Source organism: Citrobacter sp. CK185, assembly GCF_030333565.1.
In the GTDB taxonomy this organism is placed as follows: Bacteria; Pseudomonadota; Gammaproteobacteria; order Enterobacterales; family Enterobacteriaceae; genus Citrobacter_B; species Citrobacter_B koseri.
Window position 1 is genome coordinate 157,320 of the sequence record NZ_JAOWFR010000015.1, and the last position, 17,178, is coordinate 174,497.

Below are 17,178 nucleotides of genomic sequence, written 5' to 3' on the forward strand. Positions count from 1 at the left end.
GACTGGCAAAATTGCCAGTCATCAGCGGGGGCTTCGGATTGTTCCGGCGCTATTTTACGTACTCGATCTCATTAACGTACCAGCTGGCCTCTCCGGCGGGCGTGTGTACTACCGCGAGATCGCCCACTTCTTTTTTCAGCAACGCCCGCGCCATAGGCGAGTCGATGGAGATGTAATCCTTACGACCGAAAATTTCATCGTAGCCGACGATGCGAAAGCGGCGGATATCGCCCTCATCGTTTTCGATCTCCACCCACGCGCCGAAGAACACTTTGCCTTCCTGCTGCGGGGAATAATCGACGATTTTCAGGTTTTCCATGCATTTGGTCAGATAACGAACACGACGGTCGATCTCACGCAGGCGCTTTTTATTATACTGATAGTCGGCATTTTCGCTGCGGTCCCCAAGACTCGCAGCCCAGGTCACTTTTTTGGTGACTTCCGGGCGCTCTTCCCGCCAGAGATAATTCAGCTCGTGTTTGAGTTTTTCGTACCCTTCCCGGGTAATCAGGGGCGTTTTCATCTCGTTGATTTACCTTTGACTATTTGGCGATGCGCACAATACGTATTACGTGATCGCCGCAGCAGAATAAATAATGTGTCGCAAGATTAATTGTATACTTAAGCTGCTGTTAAATATGCTTTGTAACAATTTAGCCTGGAATTTATACCAGAATTCGCTGGTGACGAACGTAAGCTTTTTTAAGAATACACACATTCAATTGTTGCGAACCTTTGGGAGTAAAACAATGCAAGAGAATTATAAGATTCTGGTGGTGGATGACGATATGCGCCTGCGCGCGCTACTGGAACGTTATCTGACCGAGCAGGGCTTCCAGGTTCGAAGCGTGGCAAACGCCGAGCAAATGGATCGTCTGCTGACCCGTGAGTCCTTCCACCTTATGGTACTGGACCTCATGCTGCCTGGCGAAGATGGCCTGTCAATTTGCCGCCGTCTGCGCAGCCAGAGCAACCCTATGCCGATCATCATGGTGACGGCGAAGGGCGAAGAAGTGGACCGCATTGTGGGTCTGGAGATCGGTGCTGACGACTACATTCCGAAGCCATTCAACCCGCGTGAACTGCTGGCGCGTATTCGCGCTGTGCTGCGCCGTCAGGCGAACGAACTGCCGGGCGCGCCTTCGCAGGAAGAAGCGGTAATCGCCTTCGGTAAGTTCAAGCTGAACCTCGGCACCCGCGAAATGTTCCGCGAAGACGAACCGATGCCGCTCACCAGCGGTGAATTTGCGGTACTGAAAGCGCTGGTCAGCCACCCGCGCGAACCGCTCTCCCGCGATAAGCTGATGAACCTGGCGCGCGGTCGTGAATACTCTGCGATGGAACGCTCCATCGACGTGCAGATCTCCCGTCTACGCCGCATGGTGGAAGAAGATCCGGCGCATCCGCGTTACATTCAGACCGTCTGGGGCCTGGGCTACGTCTTTGTACCGGACGGTTCTAAAGCATGAGGCGAATGCGCTTCTCACCGCGAAGTTCATTTGCCCGCACGCTACTGCTCATCGTCACCTTGCTGTTCGTCAGCCTGGTGACGACTTATCTGGTGGTGCTGAACTTTGCGATTCTGCCGAGCCTCCAGCAGTTTAATAAGGTTCTGGCCTACGAAGTTCGTATGCTGATGACCGATAAGCTGCAACTGGAGGACGGCACGCAACTGGTGGTGCCGCCTGCGTTCCGCCGGGAAATCTATCGTGAGCTGGGGATTTCTCTCTATTCCAACGAGGCTGCCGAAGAGGCCGGGCTGCGTTGGGCGCAACACTATGAATTCTTAAGCCATCAGATGGCGCAGCAGCTGGGCGGCCCGACGGAAGTGCGCGTTGAGGTCAACAAAAGCTCGCCGGTGGTCTGGCTGAAAACCTGGCTGTCGCCCAATATCTGGGTGCGCGTGCCGCTGACGGAAATCCATCAGGGCGATTTCTCCCCGCTGTTCCGCTATACGCTGGCGATTATGCTGCTGGCGATAGGCGGCGCATGGTTGTTTATTCGTATCCAGAACCGACCGCTGGTTGATCTTGAACATGCCGCGTTGCAGGTGGGGAAAGGCATGATTCCACCGCCGCTGCGCGAGTATGGCGCGTCGGAGGTGCGCTCTGTGACCCGCGCCTTCAACCATATGGCGGCGGGTGTAAAGCAACTGGCTGATGACCGTACCTTGCTGATGGCGGGGGTGAGCCACGATTTGCGCACACCGTTGACGCGTATCCGCCTGGCTACCGAAATGATGGGTGAAGAGGACGGCTATCTCGCGGAGTCCATTAATAAGGACATCGAAGAGTGCAACGCCATTATCGAACAATTCATCGATTACCTGCGTACTGGTCAGGAAATGCCGATGGAGATGGCCGATCTGAATGCCGTGTTGGGTGAGGTTATTGCGGCGGAAAGCGGCTACGAGCGGGAAATTGATACCGCGCTGCAACCGGGCAGTATTCAGGTGAAAATGCATCCGTTGTCGATTAAACGCGCGATCGCCAATATGGTGGTCAACGCCGCCCGTTATGGCAATGGCTGGATCAAGGTCAGCAGCGGTACGGAACCGCATCGCGCCTGGTTCCAGGTTGAGGACGATGGGCCAGGCATTAAGCCGGAACAGCGTAAGCACCTGTTCCAGCCGTTTGTGCGTGGCGACAGCGCGCGCAGCACCAGCGGCACCGGGTTGGGTCTGGCGATTGTGCAGCGTATTGTGGATAACCATAACGGTATGCTGGAGATTGGCTCCAGCGAGCGCGGTGGGCTTTCTATTCGCGCCTGGCTGCCGATTCCGGTCGCTCGCGTGCCGGGTTCAACGAAAGACGCATAAGAAAAGGGAGGCGAAATGCCTCCCTTTTTGTTTCTCAGCGCCCGGTGGCACTACGCTTACCGGGCCTACAACAACGTATGCTCCGTAGGCCAGATAAGGCGCAGCCGCCATCCGGCATTGCGCCCGGTGGCGCTACGCTTACCGGGCCTACAACAGCGTATGCTCCGTAGGCCGGATAAGGCGCAGCCGCCATCCGGCATTGCGCCCGGTGGCGCTACGCTTACCGGGCCTACAACAGCGTGTGCTCCGTAGGCCGGATAAGGCGTAGCCGCCATCCGGCGTGTTTTTTTACAGCTTCGGCCCGGCGCTGACCAGCGCTTCACCGGCTGGGGTATCGGTGTATTTCTCGAAATTCTCGACAAACAGTTTCGCCAGCGCGGTGGCTTTTTCCTGCCACTGTTCCGGTGACGCGTAGGTGTTACGCGGGTCAAGAATACGTGTCTCTACGCCCGGCAGCTCGGTCGGGATCGCCAGGTCAAACATCGGCAGATTAAAGGTTTCCGCATTATCCAGAGAGCCGTTCAGGATGGCGTCGATAATCGCGCGCGTATCTTTGATGGAGATACGTTTGCCCGTGCCGTTCCAGCCGGTGTTTACCAGATACGCCTGCGCGCCGGATGCCTGCATGCGTTTGACCAGCACTTCAGCGTACTGCGTTGGGTGCAGCGACAGGAACGCCGCGCCGAAGCAGGCAGAGAAGGTTGGCGTCGGTTCGGTAACGCCGCGCTCAGTACCGGCCAGTTTAGCGGTAAAGCCAGACAGGAAGTGGTACTGCGTCTGGTCAGCCGTCAGGCGAGAAACCGGCGGCAGCACGCCGAAAGCGTCGGCAGTCAGGAAGATGACTTTGGTTGCATGGCCCGCTTTTGATACCGGCTTAACGATGTTATCGATGTGATAAATCGGGTAGGAGACGCGGGTGTTCTCGGTTTTGGAACCATCGTCGAAATCGATGGAGCCATCTTCGTGAACGGTGACGTTTTCCAGCAGCGCATCGCGACGGATAGCGTTGTAGATTTCCGGTTCGGCTTCTTTAGACAGCTTGATGGTTTTCGCGTAGCAGCCGCCTTCAAAGTTAAACACGCCATCGTCATCCCAGCCGTGTTCGTCATCGCCGATCAGACGGCGTTTCGGGTCGGTGGAGAGGGTGGTTTTCCCGGTGCCGGAAAGCCCGAAGAAGACCGCGACGTCGCCTTTCTCACCCACGTTGGCGGAGCAGTGCATGGAAGCAATGCCTTTCAGCGGCAGCAGGTAGTTCATGACGGAGAACATCCCTTTTTTCATTTCGCCGCCGTACCAGGTGCCGCCAATTAACTGAATGCGTTCAGTCAGGTTGAAGGCCACGAAGTTTTCAGAGTTCAGCCCCTGTTCCTTCCACTGCGGGTTGGTGCATTTCGCGCCGTTCATCACGATAAAGTCTGGTTTGAAATCCACCAGTTCTTCGTCCGTAGGACGGATGAACATGTTTTTGACAAAATGCGCCTGCCAGGCGACTTCCGTGATGAAGCGAACGGAGAGACGGGTGTCCGCGTTAGCGCCGCAGAAGGCGTCAACGATGAACAGGCGTTTGCCGGAGAGTTGCTGAGTTACCAGCCCTTTCAGGTGCTGCCAGGTTTCCTGGGACAGCGGTTTGTTGTCGTTCTTGCCTTTGCCTTTGTCGGACCACCAGAGCGTGTCACGCGTGGTGTCGTCACGGACAATGTATTTATCCTTCGGCGAACGTCCGGTAAAGATACCAGTATCAACGGCAACGGCGCCCAGATTCGTTAATACGCCGCGCTCGTAACCTTCCAGAGTAGGATCAAGTTCCTCCTGGTACAGCAGGTCGTAGCTGGGGTTGTAAACGATATCCTGAACGTCATTGATACCATAAGCCTTGAGATCTTGCGGGGTTAAGCTGTTAACGCGCATGTCACTACTCCTTAGCCAATATGTATTACCTGAAATTGTAGGGTTTTTTAGGGTTTGTTAACCGCGACGAGGCTCATAGATTTACGTATCTGGACAAAATCACGATTGACCGAAAACGCTGTGACTCCTGTCACGAAGCGGCGCTTATTATGGCAGAGAACCCTTTTTTGTTGTGGAAAATGTTCTTAAAACGTTAAAAATGAGTGTATTCTGCGGGAATGTTGTGAGTGTAATCGCATTCATGTAAGAAATTTACGAAACTCTTACATATAAAATATCGATTCACCACGAAGGAAAAAATGAACAAAAAGTGCGGAATTTTGCGGAGCAGGCCGGATGACGACGCGGATGCGTCTTATCTGACCTGTAAATGAGTAAGCCTGATGAGCGATTCGCCATCAGGCCTTTTACTGGTGATTAATGCACCTGCGGGTCGGCAGGGGAGGCGTTGTTGCGGATTTCCGCAATGTCCATCGCGTTGAACAGATAGTGGCTGCCGCAGTAATCGCAGTGCATATCGATCTCGCCTTCTTCCGCCAGGATGCTGTCCACTTCTTCATCCGGTAGCGTTTTCAGCGCGCCCGCACAGCGTTCACGAGAACAGGTACACTTGAACTCAACGTCCTGCGGGTCGTAGAGCGTGACCTCTTCTTCATGGTACAAACGCCACAACACATCGTTAGCCGGAAGAGTCAGCAACTCTTCGGTTTTGATGGTTCCGGTCAGCGTCGCCAGGTGATCGAAGTCGTCCGCCTGCGCGTTCTGCGCGGGCATTACCTGTAGCAGCATTCCGCCCGCCGCCGGTTTGCCTTCCACCTCGCCAGTGCGGATGAACAGGCGTGTCGGCAGCTGTTCGGAACGCAGGAAGTAATCTTCCAGACACGCTGCCAGCGTGTCGCCTTCCAGACCGACCACGCCCTGATAACGCTCGCCTTCTTCCGGCGTAATGGTGATCACCAGATAGCCGTTGCCCACCAGCGTTTTCAGATCCGCGTTTTCCGGCACTTCGCCCTGTACGCGAGCGACGCCGCGCATCTGCTGGTTGTTATTGCCGTTGATCACCGCCAGGCTCAGTGGGCCGTCGCCCTGTAGCTGCACGGTAATGTCACCGGCAAATTTCAGCGTGGCGGTCAGCAGGCTGGTGGCGACCAGCAGCTCGGCCAGCACGGTTTTGACCGGCTGCGGATAGGCGTGGTTTTCGAGGATCTGTTGCAGGGTTTCCGATACGGTCACCAGTTCGCCGCGCACGGCAAAGTTTTCAAACAGATAACGATGTAATTGGTCATGTTGCGGCATAATCATCTCTCTTGCGGGTGACAGTCACTCACTGTCGCCGTGTTTAAATCGTAACAGGTCGCGGCGCTCTTTTTTATCCGGTCGCCTGTCCGGGTGCGGCATGGTTAATGCGTTAAGTTTGCGTGCCTGCGCCATTTTTTCGCGTTTTTCCATGCTCTCCGCTGTTTCTTCATACAGCGTAACGGCTTCGCTCGCCGGACGGCGCTGCTCGGTAATGCCTTTAATGATTACAGTCCGCTCGTCGTTGCCCTGGCGCAGGGTCAGCGTCGCATTCAGCTCGACAATCTTGCCCGGCTTGCTGCGCTGCCCGTTATAGTGCACCTTACCGCCTTCAACCATTTCGCGGGCCAATGCACGGGTTTTATAAAAGCGTGCGGCCCACAGCCATTTATCCAGTCGGACCTCAATAGAGGGCTTTTCTTTCATGGCGTCTCCTTCACATCAGTGAGGGGATCAGTCGGCGGTAATCATTCAACGACGGATGGCGTGCATACTGCTTTTCTGCAATGCCGGAGTCGGGATTGGTCACGCCGAGGCAGTAACGAATGCCGAATTGGGCGGCGGCGTCGAGAATCGGTTCGCTGTCGTCGATAAACAGCGTTTTCTCTGCGCTTATTCCCGTTTCTTCAGCCACTGCGTGCCATAACCGCTGATCCTCTTTGGGATAACCAAATGTGTGGGTGGAAAGTAATAAATCAAGGTGTGATGCCAGACCGGTATGTTCCAGCTTCACCGCCAGGTTATGCGGGTGCGCGTTGGTCAGCAGAATGCGGCGTTTACCGCGGGCTTTTAACGCATCCAGAAACGGCACGGTATCTTCGCGCAGCACGGCGCGCGGCCCCTGTGCCGTCGTCATAGCGCAAATGTCCAGACCCAGCCGCTCGCTCCAGTAATCAAGACAGTACCAGTTTAGCGTATGCTGCACGGCATGATACTGCTGGCGAATATAGTCCTGGGCTTCCTGTGCTGTGATTCCCTGCTGTGCGCCATAGGTTTCCGGCACCAGTTTCTGCCAGAAATAGTTATCGAATGCCAGATCGAGCAGCGTGCCGTCCATGTCCAGCAAAACGGTATCGACGTCCTGCCAGGCAATATCAATATGCATGGGAATTCTCCAGATGAGATTGCCGCCAAATCCTGGCGGCTTTTGCCGGATATGCGCTACAGGGTAGCATACCGTGAGCTGTCAGATGAGGCTTTCCGGGGAGGCGATCAGCTTTGGATTCAGGCAGTTTTCATAATATTCCTGAATTTCCGCCATACGGGTGCGGTTACGCTGATAACGTCTGAACGCCTGAATGCCGTTGTAAGCGGCGCAGCCCAGCATGGTGAGCATCAGCAACGTCGTGCCAAGGTAGCGCCATAAACCGGAACGATCCGGGATGCGGTGCAGACCGATGTGCTGCGTGCCGTTGGCGTCGGTGTAGACACGGGTGACGATCCCTTCGGCGCTAAACGGTGTTTGCATTAACATCTGCGCCAGGCGCTGGAATGCGCCCCACTGTTCCTGCGCGGGGTAATCGTACAGGGACATCGACGGCCACGGCTGATCAACCAGATCGCTGCCTTCATCGCTGATAATCAGGAAGCCGCCCGGCGCGGGGCTGTTAAGCGCCTGTGCGGCGCGCGCGGTTTCACGGGAGATAAACGGCGCGGTTGAGGTCGTCACCAGGTTATCGAGCGACTCCGCGCTGACAGGGCGCAGCAGAACGTTCACGCCGTCAAGTTTGCCCGCATTCGCGCGTTTGACCAGCGCGGCCCAGTTTTTGCTGTTGCCGAGGTTCACCAGCGCGTTTTTCAGGCGCCCGCATTCGTCTTCGGCGGCGCACAGATCGGCGGTCTTTAATACGATGTCGCCGAAATCATCCAGCAATACCATCCCGGACTTTTGAATCGCCGAACGTAGCGACGCGCTAACGCGGGAGTCATCTTCCGGCTTCGGGTGCAGCTGGCGGTTGATGGCCTGGGTCAGCGCTGTGGCTTTGTTGACGAGATCGGACTCGGGCAGCGGCAGCGTCCGCGCGTCATTCCAGATGATTTGCGAGCAATCAAACGGCATAAAAGGGGAGTTCGGCTGCGCAGTCCAGCTACCAGACTGATGGATATTACACATGCCTTTGCCGCTCAGATGCAGCGTATCGCCCACGCGAACTCCGGCGTCGTGGAGCTGCTTAACGCTGGTGGCCTCAATGGTTTGCGCGCCTTTCATCCACGACAAAGTGAATTTGATCGGCATATCCAGCGGGATCCAAAAGAGCAGCATAAACAGCACCAGCAGCGATCCGCCCGCAATAACGGCGCTACGCAGCCAGTGTTGCAACGGGAAATTTTTCACCTCGTCATGCAGGGAGAGAAAACGCCCTTGCCGCGCGACGTGGCGATCCAGATAGATATCAATATCCGTTTGCTGCCCGAGATCCTGTGCGATATAGGGTTGCCAGTGGGCAGGGTAAATCAGGTCAATAATCCCCAGCGAAATATTGTTGATCTGCTCCTGATCGTTTTCGCCAAACAGCCCCCAGCGACGCGGGGTTCCCCGCAGGCAGTGAATCTCCCGCAGCGAGGTTTTAGATGGCGGAGCGAACAGCCCCCAGAGACCTGCGGCGAGCAGCAGAATTGCGCCACCCGCAATCCACGGCACGAAGACATCCGGCGTAATTAAGCAACAGAAGAACAGCAGGAATGAGGCCACAATCAGCGATGCTTCGCGCAGCCCCGCAGGGCGGCTGAGCGCATACTCTTCGTGAGTTTTCTGACGAATGTTCAGCAGTTCAATTTGCTCGCTCTCTTCGCCACGAATCGACGCCTGGGTGGAGGAGGTATGCTGTAGCGCATAGCCGCGCGTCTCCTGCATGTACTCCTGCAACGTGTGGCCGTTAAGCGAGATGACCAAAGGAAGCGTATCGGTATGGATCAGCTCAACGTTATTTTCGTCATTGATGTACTGTTCCCAGAACGGCGGCAAATGAACCTCAACGGAATCAAGGTAATATCGCCATTTATTGGGATCGTCGGTCGTGATGCCATAACGCGTAATGGAATGGGTCAGAATAATGACGTTATTACTCTGGGCATTCAGCGTTAACGACACGGGAGCGGTGCTGGCGCCTGTCGGCCCCGGCACCTGCTGAATCTGACTGAGGTTGTCGAGATAGTTTTCAACCGCACTGCGCTCTTCCGGCGTTAGCTTGCGCGTCGCGGCGTCTGAAAAGGCGCTGATCCAGGGCAGATTCTGCCGCCTGGCTCTTACTCTGAGTAGCCATCCTGCCAGTAGAGAGCAGGCCAGCAAAGCAGCTAAGAAAATCAAAATGGTGCTCATGCTTTCCCCATCTTACTAAGTCTGTCAGGCGTGGTCAGTCGCACCCTGTCGAATAAATGTGATGCTGTGGTTGGCTATCGGCAAGCGTGGAGTTGAACTTGAGCATTTTTACGCGCATCCCAGTGAACGCGGATCATAGCAAACCCACCAAAAGCGGAATATCAGCAAATTCCTGGAGTTATTTCAACCTATTGACTTTTAATTTTAAATGGGAATTAATTTTTACTACGTTACATAAATGTAAATAAACGGCAATTCACATTGCCGAAACCGTGCTGTATATCGCACAATGACACCAGATTTCACTGCATAGATTCTCACGATGAGCAAATCATTACAAAAACCCACCATTTTGAAAGTTGAAACTGTCGCGAAATCCCGGCTGTTTAACGTCGAAAGTGTGGATCTCGAATTCAGCAACGGCGTGCGCCGCGTCTATGAGCGTATGCGTCCGTCCACTCGTGAAGCGGTAATGATTGTGCCGATCGTAGACGATCACCTGATTCTGATCCGTGAATATGCCGTGGGCACGGAGTCTTATGAGCTGGGGTTCTCCAAAGGGTTGATCGACCCTGGCGAAACCGTTTTTGAAGCGGCGAACCGGGAACTGAAAGAAGAAGTTGGGTTTGGCGCGAACGATCTGACGTTCCTCAAAAAGCTCAGCATGGCGCCGTCCTATTTTTCCAGCAAAATGAACATTGTGATAGCGGAAGACCTCTATCCTGAATCACTGGAAGGCGACGAGCCGGAACCGCTGCCGCAGGTGCGCTGGCCGCTGGCGCATTTAATGGATCTGCTGGAAGAACCGGATTTCAGTGAAGCGCGAAACGTCAGCGCGCTGTTCCTGGTCCGTGAGTGGCTGAAGGGGCAGGGGCGGTTGTAATTTATATTGCCGGATGGCGGCTGACGTTTTACCTGGCCTACAACAAAACGTAGGCCGGATAAGACGTCTCAGGCGTCGCCATCCGGCAAAAGATCAAAACAGTTCGTGTGTCTCACCGTTATCGATAATGGTGGTGCCCACCTCATGCACCGCCTGCTGCGTTGGCTGAGTGCCTTCGATAAAGTATTCCGCGCGGCTGTTACCGCCGTTTGCCAGTTGCCCGGTGCTTCTGTCGATATTGATCGTCACGATGCCCGGAGGCGGCGTCAGCGGCTCTTCAGGAACCCCTTCCAGCACGGCTTTCATGTAAGCATCCCATGCGGGTTGCGCACTTTTCGCGCCGCCTTCGTAACCAGAAATCTGGTCTTTGATCGCCCCGGACGCGGTAGTGCGCCCCAGATCGCGACGATGATCGTCAAAGCCGATCCACACGGAAGTCACCACGCCCGGGCCGTAACCGGAGAACCAGGCATCTTTCGAGCTGTTGGTGGTCCCGGTTTTTCCGCCGATATCATGACGTTGCAGGTCGCGGCCCGCGCGCCAGCCGGTGCCCATCCAGCCGGGTTCGCCGAAGATGTTGCTGTTCAGCGCGCTCTTAATCAGGAAGGCCAGCGGCGTGTTGATCACATGTGGAGCATATTCCTGCATTCCGCTTTGCGCCACTAACGCCTGGTTAGCCTGCTCCAGTTTTGGCATCGGCACGGTGGCGTTTTGCTGCTCCTGAGAGATGGCGACATCTTCAACGTTATTGTTTTCCAGCACGTTGGATTTTTGGGTATCACCGTAAATGACCGGGATATCGCAATCCGGGCAGGCGATTTTCGGCTTCGCTTCGAAGATCACGCCGCCCTGGTCGGTCTCTATCTTGCTGATGAAATACGGGTCTACCAGGAAGCCGCCGTTAGACATTACCGCATAACCGCGCGCCACCTGCATCGGGGTGAAGGACGCGGAGCCCAGCGCCAGCGATTCGGTATGCACGATGTTCTGCGCCGGGAAACCGAAGCGTTGCAGATACTCTGCGGCGTAATCCACGCCCATCGCGCGCATCGCCCGCACCATCACCACGTTTTTCGACTGACCCAGACCCTGACGTAAGCGGATTGGCCCGGCATACTGCGGCGGGGAGTTTTTTGGCCGCCAGTCGGAACCGGCGCCTGCGTCCCAGCGGGAAATCGGCACGTCGTTCAGCATACTCGCCAGCGTCAGACCTTTATCCATCGCGGCGGTATAGAGGAACGGTTTGATGTTCGACCCGACCTGACGCAGCGCCTGCGTGGCGCGGTTGAATTTACTCTGGTTAAAGTCAAAACCGCCGACCAGCGCCAGAACCGCGCCGTTTTGCGGGTTGATGGAAACCAGCGCCGAGTTCACATCCGGGACTTGCGCCAGCCACCAGGCATCACCCATCTGGCGAACCCAGATTTGTTGGCCTGTCTGTACGGCGTCGGTCACTTTACGCGGCGTCGGGCCCTGTTGGGTATCCGAACGGTAAGGGCGCGCCCAGCGTACGCCTTCCATCCGCAGCGACACGGAGGTGCCATCAGCGAGCATCGCGGTGGCTTCCTGCGGATTCGCGCCGGTAATGACGGCAGGCAGCAACGGCCCGTAGGTTGGCAGGGCTTTCAGCGTGTCGGTGATTTTTTTGTTGTCCCAGGCGGTTTCGCCTACTTTCCACAGCACGTTCGACGGCCCGCGATAGCCGTGGCGCATGTCGTAGTCCAGCACGTTGTTACGCACGGCTTGCTGCGCCGCCTGCTGAACTTTGCGGGTGATCGTGGTGTAAATGCGATACCCGTCTTCATAGGCGCTTTCGCCATAACGGCTGTACATTTCCTGGCGCACCATTTCCGACAGATACGGCGCTGAGAACGCGATTTCCGGCGCATGGTAATTGGCGTCAATCGCTTCGCCGCGCGCCTGATCGTACTGCGCCTGGGTGATGTAGCCTTCGCTCAACATACGAGACAGCACCACGTTACGACGCGCCGTCGCCCGATCCATCGAGTAGAGCGGGTTAAATGTGGAAGGGGCTTTCGGCAGACCGGCAATCACCGCCATTTCGCTCAGGGTGAGCTGATCGACCGTCTTACCGAAATAGACCTGCGCCGCCGCGCCGACGCCGTAGGCACGGTAGCCGAGGTAGATCTTGTTCAGGTAAAGTTCGAGGATCTCATCTTTGCTCAGCATCTGCTCAATGCGGATTGCCAGGAACGCTTCCTTAATTTTACGCATCAGCGTGCGTTCCGGGCTCAGGAAGAAGTTTCTCGCCAGCTGCTGGGTGATGGTACTTGCCCCCTGTGAGGCATGGCCTGAGAACAGCGCGACGCTGGCCGCACGGAAGATCCCTACCGGATCGACGCCATGATGCTCGTAAAAGCGGCTGTCTTCCGTAGCGATAAAGGCTTTAACCATTTCCGGCGGCATCTGGTCAAGCGTGACCGGGATACGACGTTTCTCGCCATACTGCGCGATCAGCTCGCCATCCGCGCTGTAAACCTGCATCGGAATCTGCAAACGCACGTCTTTTAAGGTCGCGACGTCAGGTAGTTGCGGCTCGATATAGCGGTAGAGGCCATAAATCGAGCCTGCTCCCAGCAGGATGCAACATACTGCAAGGATCAATAAATACTTTACGAACTTCACTGGAGATTTCCCATTTAGTGTCATTTGGGCAGTTTATAAACAAACGCGCGGTAGTATAAAGGCAAGCCAGACGCATTGATATACCCGTAAGAGCGACCATTGATAAGGAGATCATAAGCAATGGCTTTCAGGTTCTGGCAAATTGGCCTTCATATTCAGCAGCATGAGGCGCTGGCTGTCGCCGTGGTTCGCGGCGCGTCAGGCTGGTCTTTACAACGCTGGTGGCGGGTGCCGCTGGCGGAACGTACCTTCGTTGACGGGCATCTTCGCGAGCCTGAACAGCTCGTCGATGCGCTGCTTCCGTGGCGTCGTTCGCTTCCTCACCGGCATCATATTTATCTCTCTTTCCCTGCCAGCCGGACGCTGCAAAAGCATGTCCCGCGCCCGGAAATGGCGCTGCGCGAACGTGAACAAACGGCGTGGCTGACCGGCGCGATGGCGCGTGAGCTGGATATGCCCCCTGACGCCCTGCGCTTTGACTATCGCGAAGATACCCTGACTCCGGCATTTAACGTGACCGCCGCCCAAAGCAAGGAGGTGGCGACCTTATTAACGCTGGCGCAAAAACTGAAAATGCAGGTGACGGCGATTACGCCGGATGCCTGCGCATTACAGCGCTTTATTCCTTATCTGCTGGCGCACCAGCAGTGTCTGGCCTGGCGTGACGAAGAACAGTGGCTGTGGGCGACGCGCTATGCGTGGGGACGAAAACTGCTACAAGAGGCGGCCTGCGCCGACAGTCTTGCCGCGACGTTGTCCATTGCGCCGGAAAGTCTGACGGTGTGCGGCGCGGGCGGCTTCGAACCCTGGTGCGCGGTTGCCATTCGCCAGCCTCCCGTTCCGCCGGAAGGCCATACCTTTGCCATCGCGCTGGGATTAGCAATGGGGGCGCCGCGCTGATGAGTCATCCGGTCAACTTTTTGCCCTGGCGTCAGTCCCGGCGGCGCGAATGTCTGCGATTCTGGAGCGTCATGTTCAGCGGTTCACTGCTGCTGACCATCGCGCTGGCGTGCATCCATGAGGTTACGCTCACGGCGCAAAAGCGGGCGGATGCACAGTGGCCGATCGCAGAGAAAGAGCGCGCCGCCGCGCTACTGGCGATCCAACCCCGCTTACAGCAGCGGCAGACCGCGTGGCAGCAAGCGTTGCAGCGGCAAACGGAATATGAGCAGACGCGGCGCTGGCAGAGCGTGCTGGAAGGGATGGCGGCGCTGTTGCCCGGGCAGGTGTGGCTAACCCGGTTATCCTGGCAGCAGGGAACGCTGGAACTTGAGGGATACGCGACGACATTTCTCGCGTTAAACACGCTGGAAACCGCGCTGCGTCGTCATCCTGATTTCCCGTTAGCCGGGAGTGGGGCAACGCAGCAGGATGCGCAGGGACGCTGGCAATTTCATTACCCGTTAAAAAGGAGCCTCGCAGATGGTCGCGCTTTTTGACCTCTGGTGCGGGTTATTGCCGCGAACCCGCCTCTTCTGCTGGTTAGGCTGGAGCCTGGGGCTGGGATTACTGGCGTGTTTATGTACGTTTTCTTCGGGCGCGCAGCAACAGGAGCAGCAACGAACGGCGCTGGCGCAACAGCGGGCGGCTATCGACCGGCAGTGGCGAAGCCTGCGTCAGATCGCCGCATCAATGGATATGTCTCGTTTAGCGTCGGCCAGCAAGCGCGTGCCTTTTTCCCCTCTGGATTTTCAGCGCTCTCCGGTACGCCTTCTTCACTGGCAGCCTTCCGCGCAGGGAGGCGAGCTGGCGCTGTCATCCACCTGGGAGGCGGTTCCGCAACTGTTCAGTCGGCTGGCGGAGCGTGGCATGCGCATCAACCGCTTTTCGCTTGTTCCGCAGGAGACGGAACTGCTGTTGACGCTACAGCTGGAGCGGCTGACTGATGACTAAGCGCTGGCTGTTGGTCTGTAGCTGCCTGCTGATGCTGACCGGAATGCGCGACCCCTTCAAACCGCCGGAGGACCGATGCCGGATCGCTGAACTGCCGATGTGGCGTTACCAGGGCGTGGTGAGTCAGGGAGAGCGCCTGACTGGCATTCTCAAAGACAGCCAGCAGAAGTGGCGGCGCGTCGAACAATATCAGGTGCTGGAGAACGGCTGGACGATTTCCCGACTGACGGCAGACAGCATAACGCTTGAGACCGGTAAAGGCTGTGAACCGTCACAGTGGCGGTGGCAACGACAAGGAGAAGTGAATGAAGCGATGGATAGCCGCAGCGTTGATCGCCGTGATGCCCGCCGTACAGGCGGGGAAAGCGCAAAACGTGACGCTGGTGGTGGATGATGTTCCTGTTGTTCAGGTATTGCAGGCGCTTGCCGCGCAGGAGAAGAAGAATCTGGTGGTCTCGCCTGACGTCAGCGGTTCGCTGTCGCTGAGTCTGACGGATGTGCCGTGGAAGCAGGCGGTGCAGACGGTCATAAAAAGCGCCGGGCTGGTGCTGCGCCAGGAGGGGAATATTCTGCATGTTCACTCGGTTCACTGGCAAAACGAAAACGCCGCGCGGCAGGAGGCTGAGCAGGCAAGGCTTCGGGCTAACTTACCGCTGGAGGATCGCAGTATTTCTCTGCAATATGCCGATGCCTCCGAACTGGCAAAAGCGGGAGAAAAACTGCTGAGCGCCAAAGGCAGTATGACGGTAGATAAGCGCACCAACCGGTTATTGCTTCGGGATAACAACGCCGCGCTGGCGGCGCTGGAAAAGTGGGCGGCGCAAATGGATCTCCCCGTTGAGCAGGTTGAACTGGCGGCGCATATCGTCACCATAAATGAAAAAAGCCTGCGTGAGCTGGGGGTAAAGTGGACGCTGGCGGACGCGCAACAGGCCGGGTCGCCAGGGCAGGTGACGTCGCTTGCCAGCGATCTGTCCGTCGCGGCCGCCACGTCTCGCGTCGGGTTTAACATCGGGCGCATCAACGGTCGCTTGTTGGATCTTGAGCTTTCCGCCCTGGAGCAGAAGCAGCAACTTGATATTATCGCCAGCCCACGACTGCTGGCTTCGCACCTGCAACCTGCCAGTATTAAGCAGGGGAGCGAAATCCCGTATCAGGTCTCCAGCGGCGAGAGCGGGGCGACGTCCGTGGAGTTTAAAGAAGCGGTGCTGGGGATGGAGGTGACGCCCACCGTTTTGCCGAAGGGGCGCATTCGTCTGAAGCTTCACATCAGCCAGAACGTTCCCGGTCAGGTGCTACAGCAGGCGGATGGCGAAGTGCTGGCGATCGATAAGCAGGAGATCGACACGCAGGTCGAGGTTAAAAGCGGCGAAACGCTGGCGCTGGGCGGCATCTTTTCGCGCAAGAACAAATCCGCTAAAGATAGCGTCCCGCTGTTAGGCGATATCCCCTGGCTTGGTTCCCTTTTCAGCCATGATGGAAAAGAGAACGAGCGGCGCGAACTGGTGGTGTTCATTACCCCCAGACTGGTTGCGGCAGAATAATTTATGCCTGAAATCGCGCTGTTTTTGCACTGAACACGTTTCAGGGATTTGACGTGGGGGTGTATTTAGCATACAAGGAGTACCGATTTGAGAGTTGGTTCTTCTCGTCGCTATCCGGCGACGCTGCCTCCGGGGTTGTCTACAATATGTCTTGGTAATTTATTCAGTTGCCAAACCCGTTGGAGTATTGAGATAATTTTCAGTCTGACTCTCGCAATATCTTATGAGGTTTCAGTTCATGTCCTGCTGCGCAAGGTGTCTGCGACGCGGGTTTATCATTAACGAATTGTCTTAGTAGTACCGAAAAAATGGCAGAGAAACGCAATATCTTTCTGGTTGGGCCTATGGGTGCCGGAAAAAGCACTATTGGGCGCCAGTTAGCTCAACAACTCAATATGGAATTTTACGATTCTGATCAAGAGATTGAGAAACGAACCGGAGCTGATGTGGGCTGGGTCTTCGATGTAGAAGGTGAAGACGGCTTCCGTGATCGCGAAGAAAAAGTCATCAACGAGTTGACGGAAAAACAGGGTATTGTGCTGGCAACCGGCGGTGGCTCTGTAAAATCACGTGAAACGCGTAACCGTCTCTCCGCGCGTGGCGTCGTGGTGTATCTTGAAACGACAATCGAAAAACAACTTGCGCGTACGCAGCGCGACAAGAAACGCCCGCTGTTGCAGGTAGAAGCTCCGCCTCGTGAAGTTCTGGAAGCGTTGGCCAACGAACGCAATCCTCTGTATGAAGAGATTGCCGACGTGACCATTCGTACCGACGATCAGAGCGCTAAGGTCGTGGCAAACCAGATTATTCATATGCTGGAAAGCAACTGATTCTGGCTTAATACATACTCGGTAAGCGGGTACAAGTAACT

General features: G+C 56.2%; 16 protein-coding genes. 9 read left to right on the forward strand and 7 right to left on the reverse strand.

Going from position 1 to position 17,178, the window contains the following annotated elements; translation table 11 throughout:
• Nucleotides 1-49: 49 nt before the first annotated feature.
• The gene (greB, locus tag OGV79_RS02980; protein WP_012135514.1) at nt 50-523 is read right to left on the reverse strand and encodes a transcription elongation factor GreB; all 474 of its coding nucleotides are present in this window, start codon (nt 521-523) and stop codon (nt 50-52) included.
• Nucleotides 524-749: 226 nt separating this feature from the next.
• Between greB and ompR the strand changes: the two genes are divergently transcribed.
• Together ompR and envZ are read left to right on the forward strand one after the other, a co-directional pair.
• On the forward strand, nt 750-1,469 hold the full coding sequence (ompR, locus tag OGV79_RS02985; protein ID WP_001157751.1) for an osmolarity response regulator transcription factor OmpR: 720 nt from the start codon (nt 750-752) through the stop codon (nt 1,467-1,469).
• On the forward strand, nt 1,466-2,818 hold the full coding sequence (gene envZ / locus OGV79_RS02990) for a two-component system sensor histidine kinase EnvZ (protein ID WP_012135512.1): 1,353 nt from the start codon (nt 1,466-1,468) through the stop codon (nt 2,816-2,818). The genes ompR and envZ overlap by 4 nt, the downstream gene beginning before the upstream one ends.
• Before the next feature lie 288 nt (nt 2,819-3,106).
• Here envZ and pckA read toward each other — a convergent pair whose 3' ends face one another.
• From pckA to igaA, 5 genes are all read right to left on the reverse strand, one after another.
• The gene (gene pckA / locus OGV79_RS02995) at nt 3,107-4,726 is read right to left on the reverse strand and encodes a phosphoenolpyruvate carboxykinase (ATP) (RefSeq protein ID WP_286467227.1); all 1,620 of its coding nucleotides are present in this window, start codon (nt 4,724-4,726) and stop codon (nt 3,107-3,109) included.
• Nucleotides 4,727-5,143: 417 nt separating this feature from the next.
• Nucleotides 5,144-6,022, reverse strand: a complete 879-nt coding sequence (hslO, locus tag OGV79_RS03000) for an Hsp33 family molecular chaperone HslO (RefSeq protein ID WP_024131015.1) — start codon at nt 6,020-6,022, stop codon at nt 5,144-5,146.
• 24 nt (nt 6,023-6,046) lie between these two features.
• Nucleotides 6,047-6,448: a ribosome-associated heat shock protein Hsp15 gene (gene hslR, locus OGV79_RS03005; RefSeq protein ID WP_286467234.1), complete on the reverse strand. Its 402-nt coding sequence runs from the start codon at nt 6,446-6,448 to the stop codon at nt 6,047-6,049.
• Between the two features lie 10 nt (nt 6,449-6,458).
• Nucleotides 6,459-7,127, reverse strand: coding sequence for a GMP/IMP nucleotidase (gene yrfG, locus OGV79_RS03010; RefSeq protein ID WP_012135508.1), 669 nt, complete (start codon nt 7,125-7,127; stop codon nt 6,459-6,461).
• Between the two features lie 81 nt (nt 7,128-7,208).
• Nucleotides 7,209-9,341 carry an intracellular growth attenuator protein IgaA gene (igaA, locus tag OGV79_RS03015; protein ID WP_286467241.1) on the reverse strand — a complete coding sequence of 711 codons (2,133 nt, stop codon included), beginning with the start codon at nt 9,339-9,341 and terminating at the stop codon, nt 7,209-7,211.
• 322 nt (nt 9,342-9,663) lie between these two features.
• On the opposite strand from igaA, the gene nudE reads away from it, so the two are divergent.
• Nucleotides 9,664-10,224 carry an ADP compounds hydrolase NudE gene (gene nudE / locus OGV79_RS03020; protein WP_286467250.1) on the forward strand — a complete coding sequence of 187 codons (561 nt, stop codon included), beginning with the start codon at nt 9,664-9,666 and terminating at the stop codon, nt 10,222-10,224.
• A 93-nt stretch (nt 10,225-10,317) separates the two neighbouring features.
• Here nudE and mrcA read toward each other — a convergent pair whose 3' ends face one another.
• The gene (gene mrcA / locus OGV79_RS03025) at nt 10,318-12,870 is read right to left on the reverse strand and encodes a peptidoglycan glycosyltransferase/peptidoglycan DD-transpeptidase MrcA (RefSeq protein WP_047460696.1); all 2,553 of its coding nucleotides are present in this window, start codon (nt 12,868-12,870) and stop codon (nt 10,318-10,320) included.
• Nucleotides 12,871-12,990: 120 nt separating this feature from the next.
• On the opposite strand from mrcA, the gene OGV79_RS03030 reads away from it, so the two are divergent.
• The 6 genes from OGV79_RS03030 to aroK all read left to right on the forward strand — a co-directional run bounded on the left by OGV79_RS03030 (nt 12,991) and on the right by aroK (nt 17,137).
• Complete coding sequence (locus OGV79_RS03030) at nt 12,991-13,770, forward strand: type IV pilus biogenesis protein PilM (protein WP_200075932.1); 780 nt, start codon at nt 12,991-12,993, stop codon at nt 13,768-13,770.
• Nucleotides 13,770-14,309, forward strand: a complete 540-nt coding sequence (locus tag OGV79_RS03035) for a PilN domain-containing protein (RefSeq protein ID WP_200075933.1) — start codon at nt 13,770-13,772, stop codon at nt 14,307-14,309. Before OGV79_RS03030 ends, OGV79_RS03035 begins: the two co-directional genes overlap by 1 nt.
• Nucleotides 14,293-14,763 carry a HofO family protein gene (locus OGV79_RS03040; RefSeq protein ID WP_200075934.1) on the forward strand — a complete coding sequence of 157 codons (471 nt, stop codon included), beginning with the start codon at nt 14,293-14,295 and terminating at the stop codon, nt 14,761-14,763. The genes OGV79_RS03035 and OGV79_RS03040 overlap by 17 nt, the downstream gene beginning before the upstream one ends.
• The gene (locus OGV79_RS03045) at nt 14,756-15,157 is read left to right on the forward strand and encodes a DUF2531 family protein (RefSeq protein ID WP_012135501.1); all 402 of its coding nucleotides are present in this window, start codon (nt 14,756-14,758) and stop codon (nt 15,155-15,157) included. Before OGV79_RS03040 ends, OGV79_RS03045 begins: the two co-directional genes overlap by 8 nt.
• A complete protein-coding gene (gene hofQ, locus OGV79_RS03050) occupies nt 15,069-16,307 on the forward strand; it encodes a DNA uptake porin HofQ (RefSeq protein WP_049008094.1) in 1,239 nt (412 codons plus the stop codon). Before OGV79_RS03045 ends, hofQ begins: the two co-directional genes overlap by 89 nt.
• A gap of 308 nt (nt 16,308-16,615) precedes the next feature.
• Nucleotides 16,616-17,137: a shikimate kinase AroK gene (gene aroK, locus OGV79_RS03055; protein ID WP_012135498.1), complete on the forward strand. Its 522-nt coding sequence runs from the start codon at nt 16,616-16,618 to the stop codon at nt 17,135-17,137.
• Nucleotides 17,138-17,178: the final 41 nt, after the last annotated feature.